This window comes from Herbaspirillum sp. Her2 (genome assembly GCF_057961375.1).
The window spans coordinates 414,351-428,436 of record NZ_CM176331.1; the positions used below are offsets into that span (position 1 = coordinate 414,351).

The following is a 14,086-nucleotide window of genomic DNA, read 5'->3' on the forward strand; positions in this document are numbered from 1 at the left end:
CAGTCAATTCCTGTATCGCGGGAAAATCGCGCTGACATCCTCGTAAGAATATGCGCGTCACCTGCGCGTCAGGTGGCGTGCCGCTAGAATACCGGCTCCGGTGACGCGACGCGTCGCCCTCATCTGCCAAGGAGCCGCGATGTCTCTGGAAAGCCTGCTGCTGTTCATTCCCTCGTGTTTTGCACTGAACATGGCCTTCGGCCCCAACAATCTGCTCTCCATTACCATCGGCGCCCATCACGGTCTGCGCCCGGCCTTGCTGGCGGCGGCCGGCCGGCTGGTGGCATTCGCGCTGATGATAGGGGTGGCAGCGGTGGGCATGGGCGCACTGCTGATGGCCTCGCAGATGGCGTTCACGGTGGTCAAGGTGCTGGGGGCGGCCTATCTGATCTGGCTGGGCTGCAAACTGTTCTTCGCCAGGGTGGAGCTGGGCGGCCAGCCGCTTGAGCCGCAGCAGCGCAGTATTGCCGGTTATGTGCGCAAGGAGTTTCTGGTCGCCATCGGCAATCCCAAGGCCATCCTGGTCTTTACGGCATTCTTCCCGCAGTTCGTGGTACCGGAAAATTATTTATCCAGTTTCCTGACCCTGGGCGCGATTTTCCTGGCGCTGGAGGTGGTCGCCATTGCCGCCTATGCCTACGCCGGCACGCGGCTGTCGGGACTGATGCAGAACGCGCGTGGTCTGCGCTGGATGAACCGCATCAGCGGCGGCATGATGATCTTCTTCGGAACCTTGCTGGCATTGGCCAAGCGGCCGGCAGCCTGAGGGACTGCGGGGCGTCAGGAGAAGCTCAGCTCCAGCCCCATCATCCTGGAGATGAAAAAGGTTGCCATTCCCAGCACCAGCAGCGAGATCACGAACAGCGCTGCCACTTTCCCGCTGGCGCGCAGCACTGCGTTGCGCTCGGCCTGCTTGCCCTTCTTGCCCTGATCGTAATGCCATTTGATGGCGTAGAACATGCCGATGCCGAGCACGGCGACCTTGAAGATGATGAAGACGATTGGGACCCAATCCATGATGTCGACCATTTGAATCGCTGGAAGAAAAATCCGGTGCCAGCGTTGCGAATCTGAAAGTAGCAGAGGCGAGTCACTGTTTCCGTAACAGTGTCCTGTGCATTCTAACCAAGGCGACGCAGGCGGGTCCAGCAGACATGATCCATACAAGCTGCGGCACTGCACGAGTGCGCGTGTGGCGGCGGGCGCTGCCGTAGCCGGGTGGCGCTTATTTCATCAGCACCTGCAGCTGGGTCACCGCTTCGTTGACCTGCCCGATCTCATTGATCTGGTCGTTCGCGGAGGTGCTGATGGTCTCGATGATGCCGGTGATGTCGTTGATGGAGTTGACCATGGTGCTCATGGTCTTGCCGGCATTCATGACCAGCTCGGTACCTTGTCTTGCTTCATTGACCGAGCCGCTGATGAGCGTCTTGATTTCGCTGGCCGAGGCCGCCGTGCGCTGCGCCAGGCTGCGCACCTCGCCGGCCACCACGGCAAAGCCGCGGCCATGTTCGCCGGCACGGGCCGCTTCGACGGCCGCGTTCAGGGCCAGCAGATTGGTGCGGAAGGTGATCTCGTCGATCACGCCGATGATCTCGGTGATCTTGGCGGCACTGGCGTTGATGGCGGCCATCTTGTTGACGACCTCCTGCATGACCACCCCGCCTTGTTCCGCGATGGAGGAGGTGGCCTTGACCAGATCGTTGGCCTGCTGCGCACTGGCCGAGCCCGTGCTCAGTGCTTCGGACAGCCCGCCCACGGCGGCCTGCAGGGTCTGCGTGGCGTGGGTCTGGATACTCACGTCGGTGGCGTACTTGACCACCTTGAAGACCCGCCCGTCCATGTCGAAGATAGGGTTGTAGTTGGCCTGCAGCCAGAGCGCATCGCCATTCTTTTTCACGCGGCGATACAAGCCGGCATCGTATTGGCCGGCCGCCAGCCGCTTCCAGAATTCCTGGTATTGCGCCGAGGCGCGCTCGGCGGGCTCGACGAAGATGGCGTGATGCTTGCCCACGATTTCGGACAGCGAATAACCGACCGCGCGCAGGAAGTTGTTGTTGGCGTGCAGGATGTTGCCATTCACATCAAACTCGATCACCGCCCGCACCTTGTTGATGGCGGTGATCTGTCCGGAGAAATCGGCGGCCTGCAGCTGCTGCTGCGTGACGTCGCGCGCGTACTTGACGATCTTGAAGGGGCGTCCAATGGCATCGATGATGGGATTGTAGGTCGCCTGGATCCAGACCTCGTGTCCGGATTTGGCAATGCGGCGATAGAGGCGCTGGTCATATTCACCGCGCCCCAGTTTCTGCCAGAACTGCGCATAGGCAGGCGCGTTGCGCTCTTCCTCGGCGACGAAGATGCGATGGTGCTGGCCTTTGATCTCTTCCAGCGTGTAGCCCATGAGATCGAGGAAATTCTTGTTGGCCTTGATGATCTTGCCATCCAGCGTGAATTCAATGACTGCCAGCGCCTTGTCGATGGCGGCCAGTTGACCCAGCATGTCGGCCTTGCGTTTGCTGAGACGTGAGAAAAACGAGAGCGAGTCGAAGAAAGCCATGATGGGCGCCTGATCCTGAAAATGTTCTTGAAACGCATCTCATCACCGTCGTCGAGATGCTTCCGGTTTTATTGTTGGGGACGTCAGCAGAGGCAGGAATATCGTTGTCTCATGCCACGCGGGACCTGCCCCGATTCCGCTTCTCATTGTATGAGTCGCGAGGGAGAAATCCATCGGGGATTTCCTGATGAACTGGCAACAATAGTCGACTCGGGTTAACATGCCGCCAGCATGGTAACAAGACAGAAAAAGGCAGCACCCCGCAAGCGGGCCACCTCCAAAAAAAGCCGGCAGAAGGGACTGGGATCATTCAGTCGCTTTCTGATTTCCTTCACCAGCACGACGATCCTTGTCTTCGGCATCGCCAGTTGCGTCCTCAACCCGCACCTGACGGACGGCCTGCGCGAGCGCTTCAGTCTGCCGCACCTCGAATTGCCGGCGGAGGACGCGCCCGCCCCGGTGCGACAGGCCGAGCCGGGGCACACGGTTGCGCGTTTTGCGCAATGTCCGCGGTTCTTCCCCGGCGCGCATCCGCCGCAATTGCCTGCGGGTGCGCATTTGCGGGAATTGTGTTTCAGCGCGTTTGCGGTGCTCTACAACAGTCAGACCAAGACGCCCTTTGTGGTAGTCGAGCGGCTGAACCGGACCGCTCTTCTGCATGCGCGCGAGCAGCATCGCACGGACCGCTTCTACCCGGAGGCGCGGCTGCCGCGCGCAGAGCGCGCGGAACTGGACGACTACCGGGGATCGGGGTATGCGCGCGGCCACATGGCGCCGGCCGGCGACATGTCCACACCGGAGGCAATGGCCCAGAGTTTTTCGCTGGCCAACATGGTCCCGCAGAATCCTCGGAACAATTCCGGACCCTGGTCCAAGATCGAAAGGGATACGCGCAAGTACGTGATGCGGGCAAGCGGGGATGTTTTCGTGTTCACCGGGCCGCTCTTCGATGCGGCACCGGCCACGATCGGGCGGGGCCACATTGCCGTCCCGGCCCGCTTGTTCAAGCTGGTGGTTGACGCCAGCACGGGCAGGTCATGGGCGTATATACAGGCCAATCGCGCTGATACCGAGGTGGGAGCGCCGATCACTTATGAGGATTTCGTGCGGAAGACCGGGTTGCGCTTGCTGGGGCAGGGGGCGGGGCGGGGGTGAGTGGCCGGCTCCATCTCCTGCAGCTGTTCAGGTTTATCTCATATCGCCACATCGTGATCCCCAAGAAAAAGCTCCTCATCGAGGAGCTTTTTTCATGTACTGAAGTATCCGACGGGGCGACTGTCAGTTCTTGTGCAGATCGCTGTTCAGGATGTCTTCGCCATCTTCCAGCTTTTTCGCGAAGTCGATATTGCGGCCGGTACGCAGTACTTCGAGCGCACCGGTGACGTCATTGCGGCGGAACGTCGCCGCATTGATGCCGGCCAGCTCTGCGGCCTTGACTACCTTGCCGTTCAGCGGGTGGCCTTCAATCTGCACCGAGACGCGGGACGACGCCATGACCGCGGTTTCGGCCGCGACGATGACGGCATCACCGACCGGAATGCCCAGGGCGGAATTGACTTCCAGCAGGCAGTTGCGGCCCAGGGAGATGAACACGTTGTTGCCGCCGGAGAGCACACCCAGCGTGGACGCGCCGCCGCCGATATCGGTGCCGGCGCCGACCAGCACGGAGGAGCTGATGCGGCCTTCCACCATGGAAGCGCCTTCGGTCCCTGCGTTGAAGTTGATGTAGCTGGCACCCGGCATCAGCGTGGTGCCCTCACCAAGGTAGGCACCCAGGCGAACCTTGTGCTGATCGGTGATGCGCACGCCCATTTTCAGGGAATTGATGCGGTGGACATACAGGGGGAACTTGTCGACCATGTGCGGTGCGAAGCTGCCATCGCCGAAAGCGGCCGACATCAGGGATTGCTCGACTTCCTCGGCGTCCATCGGGGTATCGCCAATCCAGGCCACATTGGGCAGCTTGGTGAACACCTTGGTCAGGTTCAGCTGGTTGGGCTTGAAGCAGCGATGGCTCAGGCCATACAGCTTGAGGGTACTGTCTTCCACGCCTTGGGGATCGATGTCATCGAAGATGAAGGTGATGACGACGCGATTGGCCGGGCCGGCCTTGGTGGCTTCCAGCGCTTGTTCCAGCGCGATGACGTTGCCGTGATACTTGCCGTCGTTCTTGAACGGGGCAAAATAGGCCAGGATCTCGGTCAATTGGGCGGCGGACACCGAGATATTCTGCACGCCAGCCGGGGTAACCCCCAGCACTTTCATCCAGATCGCTGCGCTTGCCGTATTCTGGCCAGGGCCATTGACGACCGGATAGCGCACGGAGGCCAGGGTGCCATTGCCGGTAAAGACGCGGCTGCCGACGGCGAACAGCAGCGGCTCCTTGTAGCCGGCGCTGGCCTTGAACTCTTCGACGACCTGTTTGAAAGCGTCTACGGTGGCGGGATAGGTGGATTGTGGTTGGTTCATGGGTTTCTGCTGAGAAATGCTTCTTGAGTGTTATAGCGCGTTGGGAGCGCTATTTTAGCGTCGGTTCGGGTTGTGGAGGGCGTTGTTGAAGTAGGGTGGCCCGGTATTGCTTCCCATGGCCACATCCTTGCTGCCCTTTACCCTTTGTATCTGGAGCCAGAACTGCGGTCGGAGCGGGGGAGGGGCGCGCCGTGATGGCCGAGATTGGTTTGAAGTCAGTCCAACAGGAGAAGGCCTCGCATGATACGGCTGCAGAAATTGCCTGCACTAGCGAAGTGGGCCATCGTCAATCTCATTGGTATCGGGTTCTACTTGTACCTGGCTTCGACGCTTTGGCCTGCCAAGGGAGAAGAGAATACACCGGGAGGTCCCGGCGACGCCTTCTTCATTGTTTTTGCCATTTGGCCAATCCTGCTGGTGTTTGCGGTGGCGAACTTTGCGACGCTTTATCTGATCATCCGGCATGTCCATGAGAAGCGGACGGCGTTCGCTGTCTGGAGCGTTATCATATTGCTCTGGATTGCCGCGGTATTGATCGACCATGGTCAGAGTGTGCATATGATCGCAATTGAGTACTCCTGATCTGATCCGTCCCAAGACAGTTGGCCTTCATCGATTCGCCCGGAAAATCACAATGTGGCGAAACATCCATTCGACCAACCATGAAGATCATATTCCTCTTTTTAGTTTTTTCGCTGACCACAGCATCTGCACAGGCGGGGTTGGATATCACCGCTTATGAAAACCTGACCATGGTGAAATCTCCCGTACTGAGCGCTGATGGCGTTCCCGTTGCGCAGAATCAAATAATATTGTTTCCGAGCGACTTCCCGGAGCGTTTTGAAGGACTGGAAGCGGGCAAAGTTTATGCATTCAAATCAGACTTCGAATTCCGGGCAGGTACTTACTCGGGGTATAACCATTGGCGCAATGAGTTGGCAAAACTGGCAGGCTACCAACAGAGTTCTCATGTGTTCAACGGGAAAACAGAGCTTCGCTACGATGCGACTGCATGGAATCTGAAGAGCGGACCGTTTTGGGAACTCATCAATTTTTCTGATGCTGAGGGAGTCATTGGTCCGGTCGTCTGCAAGAAGATTTATAAAGATTTCATGCGCTACGCCGATCAAGCCAGGGAACATGCGGAAAATTATTTCCGGGAATCGTATGACAACTGGAAGAAAGCGTTTTCCATGTGTGCGCACGATGGGGCCATTGTTTTCCATTGATGAACACATTCAGACATTACGCGTGAAACGTGCGGGGTGCGGTTTTGGATCTCTCGATCTCGTTTGATGATGGATCAAGGTGGCTGCGTGTCCGGTGAATCGTGCCGGATCCGGTTAGCTGTTGTATTCGGTTGGACCGGATGGTGCTCATTCCCACGTTTCACAAACAGAGCCAGCGAGTATAGGCACATCGTCAATGAAATCGGGTTACTACTCGCTTTATTTTGTGTATCAAACCACAACGCGACTTTCTAAGGAAAATCCCTAAATCTAATAATTTCGGTCTACTTTATATTTCGAGGCGGTAGAGATTAATTCCCATTTGGATTGATCAATTAAAAATGCTCGTATTTAACCCAAAGGGGAAACAATGACCGCGCTCAGAAATATGAAGATTGGAACCAAGCTGGCGTTAGCGTTCGCAGCGCTTTTGATGCTGACGTTTTTGCTCGCTGGAATAGCACTGAGCAGCATCAATTCGCTGACTGTGTCCATCAAGGCGGCGGACGCAGTTCAGGATGAGCGATTGGTGCCGCTGTACCTTGCACGGGAGGCTCTCGATCAGACAGGCCTTGCCGCGCGCAACGCCTATGTCTTCAGAACCGATGCGGATGCGCAGAAGGAGCTGGCCATCGTTGATGAGCAAAAACAGCTCTATCTGAAGGCGCTCAAAGACATGGAGCCGCATTTTGCGGGCAACAAAGGTTTTGAAAAGGTGCGTGCCGGTCTGTTGCAGATGGCCGAGGAGTTGAAGCGCCCGCGTATCTATCGTGAAGGTGGAAAGTCGGAAGAATTTCGTGACTTCCTGGTCAACGAATGTAGTCCGCTGCGCCGCCAGATCGTACTCGATATCAACAAGCTCATCGCTGAGGTGGACGCCGAGAACGACAAGGCACATGAGGACACTATCGCCATGGCGTCCAAGGCGTCTGTAGTGGTTGCGGTCTTGACCATCATCGTGGCACTCATCTCGGCCCTTGTCGCATTCGCGATTACACGCGGCCTGTTGAGGCAGCTGGGGGGAGAGCCTGCCTATGCAGCAGATATTGCACAGCAGATCGCGGCCGGTGATCTGACTTCTGAGGTGAACGTGAAGGCGGGCGACACCACCAGCTTGCTGTTTGCTATCAAGAAGATGCGCGACAGCCTGGTTGGCATCGTGGGCAGGGTGAGAGAGGGCACCCACGCCATCGAGCAGGCATCTACCGAGATCGCGACTGGCAATCTGGATTTGTCTGCGCGTACTGAACAACAGGCAGGTGCCTTGGAAGAGACCGCTTCGGCGATGGAAGAACTGATGTCCACCGTGAAGCAGAATGCTGATAACGCCAAGCAGGCAAGCGAGCTGGCGGTATCCGCTTCGGGCGTTGCCACCCAAGGGGGCGAGGTGGTTGGCAAGGTGGTCAGCACAATGGAAGGTATCAATGCTTCCTCACGAAAGATCGTCGACATCATCAGCGTGATTGACGGGATTGCGTTCCAGACGAATATCCTTGCATTGAATGCTGCCGTCGAGGCAGCAAGGGCCGGTGAGCAGGGGCGCGGCTTTGCTGTCGTTGCATCGGAGGTCCGTAGCCTGGCACAAAGGAGCGCTACGGCGGCAAAAGAGATCACCGAACTGATCAATGATTCCGTAGCGCAGATTGCCCAGGGAAGCAGCCTGGTCGAACAAGCCGGGATGACCATGGAAAATGTGGTCACCAGTGTCAAGCGGGTGACCGATGTGGTGGCGGAAATTTCCCATGCGAGCCAGGAGCAGAGTCACGGAATCACTCAAGTCAATCTCGCCATCACCCACATGGACGAAGCGACTCAACAGAATTCTGCGTTGGTCGAAGAGGCCGCTGCTGCTGCGAATGCGATGATGGAGCAGGCGGGAGAATTGGCTGGATTGGTGTCCACATTCAAGCTCGATGATGCAAAAGGTTTCGCTACGGTCACCGGCATTGGAAGAAACAAGGTAGCGGCTGTCAGAGCCGTGGCACTGCGCTGACAAGACCGAAAACATGGCAGATCGCCCGCTTGGCGCGGGCGAAAAAAAGCGGCCTGCATTACTGCAGGCCGCTTTTTGTTCCGGTGCTGATGGGCGGAATCGAACCGTCGACCTATTGATTTCGAATCCGCGGAGGAAATTATATAAATCAATAGTTTAGGTCGGTCCTTGCTCCGCAATTCAAAAAAAGTGCCGCCAGCAAAGCTAATTTGGCAGCGGTCAATTTAGATTTGCGGAGCGCTATTCTTCGCGCGGAATGCGAATGGCATTCGTCGTTATCCGATTGGCGACATACCCAACGCTTCCATGGCCGAGTGCTGTTGCTGAGGATGTCCATCATCCACACAGTGCAGGTCAGTGCGAGCCATTGCCAGTGGATTTTCAGGGATTTCCTGATGCTGCCAGGAAAACAGCTGTTTTATGCTTGAGCTGAAAATTCTCTTGGAGGCAACTATGAGCATCGCCGCCTTAGCCGTCAGCCATCATATGATTCTCGTCAAGAACGTTGCCTACCTGGCAGTCAGCGGATTGGATTTCACCAGCCGGATGCTCCCGGTTCTTTCCAATGCGGTTGCCCATATCAGTTCTTCAGGCATTGTCAAAGAGTCTGACGCAATATTGATATTGCGGAATGCGGTGGAAGAGGAACTAGGTCAGCCTCGCTTAGAGCATCCTCGATACGCGGAGGCCCTGCGGTTCGCCAAGGAAATGTTGGCGGCTGATTTGTTGCCTGCTTAATCTCATCTCGGCTTGCCAGGCTTGGCCTGGCAAGGGGATCTAATGGCCATTTTCGCCCTTTACAGATTTCTGGCACGGCCGATCGCGGACAAGTCCTTGGGGGAAACTCGTAGATCCTCATCCATCACGCCAGGGTCTTGCGGGCTAACTTTGATCCAAATCATGTTTTGCTGCTTTTCTTCAAAGATTTTTTCCGGTTACAGGGAATTTCCTGGTCGTTGAGATAGGGTGATGCTCCTATAACTACAAGCTGCGCTTTTTCAATTCTCGTGGGGGGAGTATGAAGAATCTCAAGATCGGCCAGCGTCTTACCTTAGGACTGGCTGCTGTCATCTTTTTGCTTGTCTGTGTCGCCGGATTCGGTCTTCGGCAAATATCTTCACTGAATGACCGTATAGAATTCCTGACCTCAGTGGACGAGGGGAAACTGAAGGCGCTTGCCAAGACACAGTTTGGCATCACGTTGCGTGCCATTGCTGCGCGCAACCTCACTCTCATCACTGATCCCGCTTTGCAAAAGAACGACGCGCTGCTGGTGGCCAAGACGCAAAAGGATATCAATGACGGGCTCGCGGAAATGAAACGATTGGTGGCCGAGTCGGCAGCTTCTGATGCCGAACGTCAGCTGGTCGAGCAACTGGCCGATCTCGAAAAGCAGTATTACCCGGTGGCGGTAAAGGTGGTAGCGCTCGCCATGGCCTTGAAGAATGACGAGGCGCGAGTTGCCCTGAACAAGGAATGCATGCCGATTCTTCAGTCGGTCATTACGCACGTTCAGAAAATCAACGATTACCTCTATCAGAACTCTCAGGAAAACGCAGCCGCTGCGGAGCGCGCCTATTCACGGTCTAAATTGATGATGGTGGGTATCAGTGTGCTGGCATTGGTCGTCGGGATGCTGATCGCATGGAAGCTGACCCGATCGATCGCAGCACCCTTGGCGAGTGCGGTAGAGATTGCCCGAAAGGTGCGTGACGGTGACCTTACCAGCCGCATCAAGGTGGACAGCCGCGACGAAGTGGGTGAGCTGGTCGGCGCGTTGAAGGATATGAATGAAAGTCTCGCCGCCATCGTCACCGATGTTCGCGAGGGGACACACACCATTGGCGCGGCTTCCGGAGAAATTCAACGCGGAACTGTCGACCTGTCGGCGCGTACGGAACAGCAGGCCAGTTCGCTGGAGGAAACTGCGTCCGCCATGGAGCAGCTTACGGCAACCGTCAAACAGAATTCAGAGAACGCGGTTCACGCCAATCGACTGGCCAACGATGCTTCGAACATTGCGGCCGAGGGCGGCGAAGCAGTTGCTCTTGTGGTCGATACGATGAGAGCCATCAGCGGTTCATCCCGCGAAATCGTGGAAATCATCAGCGTCATCGACGGTATCGCGTTCCAGACCAACATACTTGCCTTGAATGCCGCTGTGGAAGCCGCCCGGGCGGGCGAGCAAGGGCGGGGATTCGCTGTCGTGGCAGCAGAGGTGCGGGCGCTTGCCCACCGGTCCGCCAGCGCTGCGAAGGAAATCGAAGCATTGATCAATCAGTCGGTGACCAGGATCGCCACTGGCGAGCAACAGGTCAACCAGGCCGGCGCGACAATGGACAGGGTGGTCGAGAGCATCAAGAACGTCTCGGGCATCGTCCAGGAAATCAGCGTTGCCAGCGCCGAGCAGACCCGAGGACTTGAGCAGATCAACCAGGCCATCGCACAAATCGATGAGGCGACGCAGCGAAACGCCGCACTCGTCGAAGAAGCTTCTGCTGCATCGTCAACGATGAAGCAGGAAGCGGCCTCGCTGACGCAACTGGTCAGTACCTTCAAGCTGTCTTCGACGGCCGGCGCAGTAGTGGCCGAGATCCCGCGGCGTCAGTTCGAAACGCTGCCCGCCTGAGGACAAGCTTAACAACCTTGCCTTCATGCCTATGCTTTAGGTGGCTGTGCGTTGGTACAGCCGCCCGATAGGCATCCCTCATACGCTCAGTGTTCTTCAGCAAAAGAACAAGGCATCTCCATCTTCACCAAACCATCATGGACAATTTTCAAAAAGAAATCGATGGGCGCACGAACCTGACTTCCACCAATAAATTCGAACTGCTGCTCTTCCGTGTCGGAACTCCGGATGGCTCCACCGACAGGCCGGGAGAACTTTACGGCATCAATGTTTTCAAGATCCGGGAAATCGTTCCGATGATGCCCATCACTGCGGCAGCGGGCATGACGTCGCCGATGTTGGTGCAGGTGGACGCCGGCACACCTGTCCCCAGCTGTGCTTAGAGTACGACATCAGCTCTGTGCGTGCAGGCAGGGACGCCGTTGCCGGAGACTTCACGGGAGAGATTTTTCAAGAGTAGATGCGGTGCGGCCCAGCATTAACTTGCGGCGAGAGATAGGGTGTGCGTGCGGGCGGGCAATCGGAAGATGCTGACCGTACGAGAGAGTTTTTCCGCTTGATCCTGCATGGATTGCGCTGCAGCCGCGGCTTCCTCGACTAGCGCTGCATTTTGTTGCGTCACTTCATCCATCTGTGTGACCGCAAGGTTGATTTGCTCGATCCCTTCGCTCTGCTCCCGGCTGGCCGAGGAAATCTCGCTCACGATATCGGTAACGCGCGCTACGCTTCCAACGATATTAGTCATCGTTTCCCCTGCTTGTGCCACCAGTTTGCTGCCTTTTTGCACCTGTCCCACCGAATGCTCGATGAGTTGCTTAACCTCCTTTGCGGCGGTAGCAGAACGTTGAGCCAAGGTTCGTACCTCGCTTGCGACCACTGCAAATCCTCGACCTTGCTCACCTGCGCGGGCAGCTTCCACCGCCGCATTCAGAGCGAGGATATTTGTCTGGAAAGCGATTGCATCGATTACGGTGACGATATTTGTAATTTCCTTAGACGATTCATTGATCGCATTCATCGTTTCGACCACTTCCCCCACCACTTTCCCGCCTGAGACGGCAATTTCGGACGCAGCAGAGGCCAGCTCATTTGCCTGTACAGCATTGTCGGCATTCTGTTTGACGGTGGCGGTTAATTCTTCCATTGCAGACGCCGTCTCCTCCAATGAGCTTGCCTGCTCTTCGGTTCGGGACGAAAGATCCAGATTGCCCCTGGCAATCTGATCAGAGGCCGTCGCGATTGTATCTGTCCCCGCGCGCACCTCGCCTACGATATCGGCTAGACGATCACGCATGCTGCCCATTGAGGCCAGTAGACTGCTGCTATCGCCCTTGCGAAGCGAAATTGGGCGATCCAGGTCGCCGCCAGCAATGTCGCTCGCGATATTCATGGCGTAGGCGGGTTCACCACCTAACTGTCCCGTGACGCTGCGCGAAATCACCAAGGTTGCAGCCAAACTCACCAAGACCGATAGCATTCCAACGATCACGAGCATCATCGCCGCTGTGTGGTAAGTCTCTTGACTGGTTGCTACAGTCTGGTCCATCAAAGCACGCTGATAGTCAGAGAACTCTTGTAGCGCGGTGAACATGGCATTCTGCTTGGCACGTACCGAACCAAAGAACATCCTGCGCCCGTTGTCAGTGTCGCCTGAGGCTAGCATGTTGAGCAGCTTCTGCTGCTCCTCATAATAGTCTTGACTAGATGCCTGGACTGCCACGAGGAATTTCTTTCCTGCCTCCGTGGTGATCATGCCATCAAGCTTAGCCTCCCGTTCTGCAATGGCCTTGCGTGCTTTGCTGATTCGTTCCAATTCCGCCGTTCTAACAGCTTCATCCGTGGTCAGCGCGACGTTGCGTACCGCGCGCGCGATGACATTGACATCCTTGCCGATAGCATCTACGAGCAGCGTCTTCGCATAGCGGTCATCCACCAGAAATCTGACGTCCGAGTTGAGCGCTGCCAGCCGAGTGAAGCTGAAAATGGTCAAGCCTATCGACATCAGCAATAACAAACCAAATCCAAGATAGAGCCGATTGGCCACCTTCATATTCGATAATTTCATCACATACTTTCACAGTCAATTTGCAGTTAAATAAAAAATCTTAGGCTCTTGGATCATCCGAATAATTTGACGGTGAGACTAATCGGCCTTCCGATACCCTCTGAAAAAAACATCTAGTCGATGATTAAAATCTAATGTTCTTTCGAAACGGGAACCTGACATTTCGTAAGAATTTGCACTCTATAAAATCAAAAGCTCCCACTCTTTTCAGAGTCGGAGCTTTCGTCGAGCCTGCGGAATTAAAAAATAATTTTCTAACCCGGGTAGCGTGCTTTAGGATCCTAAGGACAATTAATGAATGTCAGATACAGGTCCAGGGCACCTAATTGATGGACCGTTTGAATAGTCGTTCTCCTCTATAAAAAGGAGAAACTCTACGTGAAGCTTCATAGTCATCAGAAGCTGCCAGAATTTCGGCTCAACTACCGCGCATTTCTTATCCAAACCATCCTCCAGATTATCGAAGATGTCGCGGATATGCTCTGGCTCTGCTCCTGCCGCATGCATCTCGATCAAGCATTTTCTGACTTGCGCACGCACCAGGTCTCCGACGATTTCTCCCTGTGCGGCTTTTTTCGCAACTTCACGGATCGTGAGTAAATGGCGCTGTACGATCTGTTTAAGAATTTCATATGGCATGTTGATTTCCTCATTGGATAGTTATACATGGCTGAGGAAGGAGTTGATATCGGGAAGAACCTGACATTCCCTGATATCGTTTAATGGTATTGCTCTCTAGAGGCAGTAGAGGCGATAGATGGAGATTCACAGGAACGGCCGCCGTTTAATGGTGAATCCGATCGTAGGCAGGCCCACCCAAGGAATTGGTATCGAAAAAGGTTTTTTGCTCTTCGAAAAACAACAGAAGCTCTAGAAACTGCTCCGCAACCTTAAAAACCGAGTCCTTCGAAAGAAAGCCGCTGTTCAACTCGGTGGAATAGCGGGAGAGTGCGCGACCAAAAATGCTTCGAATGTCTGCACAATCGGCCCCGGTGGCTCGCATTGTGACCATACATCTTCTGACAACGGTGCGGACGAGATCGCTGACGATTTCCCCTTTTTGCGACATTTCGGCAAGCCCTACAAGGACCGTTAAATGGCGATGAGCAATATCTTGTTTGTGCGCGTAAAGCATTTTTCC

13 protein-coding genes and 1 pseudogene are annotated in these 14,086 nt (G+C 55.8%); 8 read left to right on the forward strand and 6 right to left on the reverse strand.

From position 1 onward, the window contains the following. Positions 1-139: 139 nt before the first annotated feature. Positions 140-766: a LysE family translocator gene (locus tag ACWHXP_RS01845; protein ID WP_121043231.1), complete on the forward strand. Its 627-nt coding sequence runs from the start codon at positions 140-142 to the stop codon at positions 764-766. A gap of 14 nt (positions 767-780) precedes the next feature. Here the strand turns inward: ACWHXP_RS01845 and ACWHXP_RS01850 are convergent, their stop codons facing one another. After that, positions 781-1,029 carry a hypothetical protein gene (locus ACWHXP_RS01850; RefSeq protein ID WP_489634624.1) on the reverse strand — a complete coding sequence of 83 codons (249 nt, stop codon included), beginning with the start codon at positions 1,027-1,029 and terminating at the stop codon, positions 781-783. Between the two features lie 196 nt (positions 1,030-1,225). Then, a complete protein-coding gene (locus tag ACWHXP_RS01855; protein WP_489634623.1) occupies positions 1,226-2,560 on the reverse strand; it encodes a methyl-accepting chemotaxis protein in 1,335 nt (444 codons plus the stop codon). 231 nt (positions 2,561-2,791) lie between these two features. Between ACWHXP_RS01855 and ACWHXP_RS01860 the strand changes: the two genes are divergently transcribed. Next, positions 2,792-3,715 carry a DNA/RNA non-specific endonuclease gene (locus ACWHXP_RS01860; RefSeq protein WP_489634622.1) on the forward strand — a complete coding sequence of 308 codons (924 nt, stop codon included), beginning with the start codon at positions 2,792-2,794 and terminating at the stop codon, positions 3,713-3,715. Positions 3,716-3,838: 123 nt separating this feature from the next. Here the strand turns inward: ACWHXP_RS01860 and ACWHXP_RS01865 are convergent, their stop codons facing one another. Beyond that, entirely contained in the window at positions 3,839-5,029 is a 1,191-nt protein-coding gene (locus tag ACWHXP_RS01865; protein ID WP_489623554.1) for a tetrahydrodipicolinate N-succinyltransferase N-terminal domain-containing protein, read from the reverse strand. Between the two features lie 240 nt (positions 5,030-5,269). Between ACWHXP_RS01865 and ACWHXP_RS01870 the strand changes: the two genes are divergently transcribed. The 6 genes and pseudogenes from ACWHXP_RS01870 to ACWHXP_RS01895 form a co-directional block, all read left to right on the forward strand. Then, positions 5,270-5,611 (forward strand): hypothetical protein, encoded by a 342-nt coding sequence (locus ACWHXP_RS01870; protein ID WP_121043219.1) that lies wholly within the window; start codon positions 5,270-5,272, stop codon positions 5,609-5,611. A gap of 80 nt (positions 5,612-5,691) precedes the next feature. Continuing rightward, on the forward strand, positions 5,692-6,258 hold the full coding sequence (locus ACWHXP_RS01875; protein WP_489634621.1) for a hypothetical protein: 567 nt from the start codon (positions 5,692-5,694) through the stop codon (positions 6,256-6,258). Between the two features lie 370 nt (positions 6,259-6,628). Continuing rightward, positions 6,629-8,251: a methyl-accepting chemotaxis protein gene (locus ACWHXP_RS01880; RefSeq protein WP_489623551.1), complete on the forward strand. Its 1,623-nt coding sequence runs from the start codon at positions 6,629-6,631 to the stop codon at positions 8,249-8,251. A gap of 453 nt (positions 8,252-8,704) precedes the next feature. Continuing rightward, positions 8,705-8,989 (forward strand): hypothetical protein, encoded by a 285-nt coding sequence (locus tag ACWHXP_RS01885; RefSeq protein WP_489634620.1) that lies wholly within the window; start codon positions 8,705-8,707, stop codon positions 8,987-8,989. A gap of 280 nt (positions 8,990-9,269) precedes the next feature. Then, positions 9,270-10,880, forward strand: coding sequence for a methyl-accepting chemotaxis protein (locus ACWHXP_RS01890; protein WP_489634619.1), 1,611 nt, complete (start codon positions 9,270-9,272; stop codon positions 10,878-10,880). Between the two features lie 137 nt (positions 10,881-11,017). Continuing rightward, positions 11,018-11,233: pseudogene (locus ACWHXP_RS01895) on the forward strand (chemotaxis protein CheW); the annotation flags it as partial. Between the two features lie 125 nt (positions 11,234-11,358). Here the strand turns inward: ACWHXP_RS01895 and ACWHXP_RS01900 are convergent. From ACWHXP_RS01900 to ACWHXP_RS01910, 3 genes are all read right to left on the reverse strand, one after another. Beyond that, complete coding sequence (locus ACWHXP_RS01900) at positions 11,359-12,945, reverse strand: methyl-accepting chemotaxis protein (protein WP_489634618.1); 1,587 nt, start codon at positions 12,943-12,945, stop codon at positions 11,359-11,361. Positions 12,946-13,236: 291 nt separating this feature from the next. Further along, entirely contained in the window at positions 13,237-13,584 is a 348-nt protein-coding gene (locus ACWHXP_RS01905) for a hypothetical protein (protein ID WP_489623547.1), read from the reverse strand. A gap of 145 nt (positions 13,585-13,729) precedes the next feature. Continuing rightward, the gene (locus ACWHXP_RS01910; protein ID WP_310838959.1) at positions 13,730-14,080 is read right to left on the reverse strand and encodes a hypothetical protein; all 351 of its coding nucleotides are present in this window, start codon (positions 14,078-14,080) and stop codon (positions 13,730-13,732) included. Positions 14,081-14,086 lie beyond the last annotated feature (6 nt).

What these genes read in the sequence shown, in the direction of transcription:
- ACWHXP_RS01845 (WP_121043231.1), top strand. Translation starts at nt 140, where the DNA reads ATGTCTCTGGAAAGCCTGCTGCTGTTCATTCCCTCGTGTTTTGCACTG.
- ACWHXP_RS01850 (WP_489634624.1), bottom strand. Translation starts at nt 1,029, where the DNA reads ATGGTCGACATCATGGATTGGGTCCCAATCGTCTTCATCATCTTCAAG.
- ACWHXP_RS01855 (WP_489634623.1), bottom strand. Translation starts at nt 2,560, where the DNA reads ATGGCTTTCTTCGACTCGCTCTCGTTTTTCTCACGTCTCAGCAAACGC.
- ACWHXP_RS01860 (WP_489634622.1), top strand. Translation starts at nt 2,792, where the DNA reads ATGGTAACAAGACAGAAAAAGGCAGCACCCCGCAAGCGGGCCACCTCC.
- ACWHXP_RS01865 (WP_489623554.1), bottom strand. Translation starts at nt 5,029, where the DNA reads ATGAACCAACCACAATCCACCTATCCCGCCACCGTAGACGCTTTCAAA.
- ACWHXP_RS01870 (WP_121043219.1), top strand. Translation starts at nt 5,270, where the DNA reads ATGATACGGCTGCAGAAATTGCCTGCACTAGCGAAGTGGGCCATCGTC.
- ACWHXP_RS01875 (WP_489634621.1), top strand. Translation starts at nt 5,692, where the DNA reads ATGAAGATCATATTCCTCTTTTTAGTTTTTTCGCTGACCACAGCATCT.
- ACWHXP_RS01880 (WP_489623551.1), top strand. Translation starts at nt 6,629, where the DNA reads ATGACCGCGCTCAGAAATATGAAGATTGGAACCAAGCTGGCGTTAGCG.
- ACWHXP_RS01885 (WP_489634620.1), top strand. Translation starts at nt 8,705, where the DNA reads ATGAGCATCGCCGCCTTAGCCGTCAGCCATCATATGATTCTCGTCAAG.
- ACWHXP_RS01890 (WP_489634619.1), top strand. Translation starts at nt 9,270, where the DNA reads ATGAAGAATCTCAAGATCGGCCAGCGTCTTACCTTAGGACTGGCTGCT.
- ACWHXP_RS01900 (WP_489634618.1), bottom strand. Translation starts at nt 12,945, where the DNA reads ATGAAATTATCGAATATGAAGGTGGCCAATCGGCTCTATCTTGGATTT.
- ACWHXP_RS01905 (WP_489623547.1), bottom strand. Translation starts at nt 13,584, where the DNA reads ATGCCATATGAAATTCTTAAACAGATCGTACAGCGCCATTTACTCACG.
- ACWHXP_RS01910 (WP_310838959.1), bottom strand. Translation starts at nt 14,080, where the DNA reads ATGCTTTACGCGCACAAACAAGATATTGCTCATCGCCATTTAACGGTC.